Raw genomic sequence first — 2,224 nt, 5'->3', positions numbered from 1 at the left:
GCGAGCTATACTTAATCGTTGAATTTCCCCACCTGATAACGTCTCTCCATCCATCGTTATATATTCTTCCAACGATAAATGAGCCCCGACCGGCTTCCCGGTCGGGGCCACCCCTCCTTCGTCCTACGACTGCCTCACCGCGGGAATCAGACCTCGCGGTCGTCCTCGCCGCTCTTCGGGCTCTCCTGGGAGGCGACCTCGGACGCGTCCCCGGACCCCTTCTCGGACCCCTTCTCGGACCCCTTCTCGGACCCCTTCTCGGACCCGTTCTCGGACCCGTTCTCGGTCCGGTCCGTGCCCTCGCTCTCGTCGAGCGCGTCGGTGAACTCCACGCCGTCCAGCTCGGCCAGCCGGTCCGAGGCGTCGGTGCTGCCGTCACGGTCGGCCTCGACGGCCTTGGCGAACCACTCCCGCGCCTCGGCCTCCCGTCCCACGGCCAGCAGCGCGTCGGCGTAGGCGTACCGCAGCCGCGCGGTCCAGGGCTGCACGGAGTTGGAGGCCAGCTCGGGGCTCTGCAACGTCACGATGGCCGCGTCCAGTTGCCCCATGTCCCGCCGGGCACCGGCCGCGACGAGCCGCATCTCCACCTGCCCGGACTTGTCGAGCTTGTGCACCTCCGGCGCACCGGCCATGTCCAGCGCCTTCTCCGGCCGTCCGAGCCCACGCTCGCAGTCGGCCATGACCGGCCACAGGTCCACGTTGCCCGTCATCCGCCGGGCGGCCCGGAACTCGGCGAGCGCCTCGGCGTACTTCTGGCTCGCGTACGCCGCGAAACCGGCCGCCTCCCGTACGGCGGCGACACGGGACGCGAGCCGCAGGGCGACCCTGGAGTAGCCGTAGGCGGCCTCCGGGTCCTCGTCGATGAGCCGCGCGACCATCACCAGGTTCCTGGCGACGTCCTCGGCGAGCGTCTTGGGCAGGCTCTGCAGCTCCTGCCGTACGTCCTTGTCGATCTCCTCGCCGGTGACCTCCTGCGGGATCGGCAGCCGCTTGATCGGCTCCCTGTCGCGGTCGCGGTCACGGTCGCGACCCCGGTCCCGGTCCCGCTCGTCACGGAAGCGGCCACCGCCACGGCGGTCGTCGCGCCGGTCGTCACGGCGGTCGTCCCGGCCGCGGAAGCCGCCGGGGCGGCCACCACGGTCCTCACGACGAGGGCCGCGTCCGCCGCGGTCGTCACGCCCACGGTCGTCCCGCGCGCGGAAGCCTCCGCGCTCCCCGCGCTCGCCTCGCTCACTCCGGTCGTCGCGCCGCTCGTCCCTGCGGTCGTCACGGCGGTAGGAGGGGCGGTCGTCGCGGCGGAAACCACCACGGTCCCGGTCACGATCGCGGTCCTCGCGCCGGCCGTAGCCACCACGATCGCCATCGCGCCGATCATCACGCCGGTCATCGCGGCGGTCGTCCCGACGGAAGCCGCCACGGTCGTCCCGCCGGTCATCGCGACGGAAGCCGCCACGGTCGCCACGCTCGGCGTCTCGGCGGTCGTCTCGGCGGTCGTCCCGACGGAAACCGCCACGGTCGGGGCGTTCGGAGCGGTCGTCGCGGCGCGCGTAGCCGCCGCGGTCGTCACGCCGGCCGTAACCACGGTCGTCGTCACGGCGGCCGTATCCGCCGCGGTCGTCGTCACGACGGAAGCCGCGGCGGTCGTCCCGCCGGTCATCGCGCCTGTCGTCCCTGCGGTCGTCGCGCCGCTCGTCCCTGCGGTCGTCACGGCGGTAGGGGGGGCGGTCGTCGCGGCGGAAACCGCCACGCTCACGGTCACGATCGCGGTCATCGCGCCGGCCGTAGCCACCACGATCGCCATCGCGCCGAGCATCACGCCGGTCATCGCGGCGGTCGTCCCGACGGAAGCCGCCACGGTCGTCCCGCCGGTCATCGCGACGGTCATCGCGACGGTCATCGCGACGGAAGCCACCACGGTCGCCACGCTCGGCGTCTCGGCGGTCGTCCCGACGGCCGTAGCCACCACGGTCGTTGGCACGGCGCGGACCACCGCGGTGTCCGCCACGGTCACCGCGTTCGCCACCGTCCCGGCGGCGCTGATCACGCTCCGGACGCTCATCGGGAGAGTTGGTGGACATCGGTGACTCCTGTCTTCGGTACCGCAAGCATTGTAAAAACGAAAGGACCCCTGGTCCCAGCTGAACGCTGGTGACCAGGGGTCCTCCAAAGATTGTTCGGCGGTGTCCTACTCTCCCACAGGGTCCCCCCTGCAGTACCATCGGCG

The 2,224-nt window shown here is 71.7% G+C and carries 1 protein-coding gene; it reads right to left on the bottom strand.

Annotation, left to right across the window (positions count from 1 at the left end; translation table 11 throughout):
• Positions 1 to 146: 146 nt before the first annotated feature.
• A complete protein-coding gene (locus ABZ484_RS38615) occupies positions 147 to 986 on the bottom strand; it encodes a hypothetical protein (protein ID WP_358870620.1) in 840 nt (279 codons plus the stop codon).
• Positions 987 to 2,224 lie beyond the last annotated feature (1,238 nt).

Source organism: Streptomyces sp. NPDC006393, assembly GCF_040628575.1.
Lineage (GTDB): Bacteria > Actinomycetota > Actinomycetes > Streptomycetales > Streptomycetaceae > Streptomyces.
Note: the sequence above shows the minus strand (reverse complement) of the source record. Positions and strands in the feature narration are given on the sequence as shown.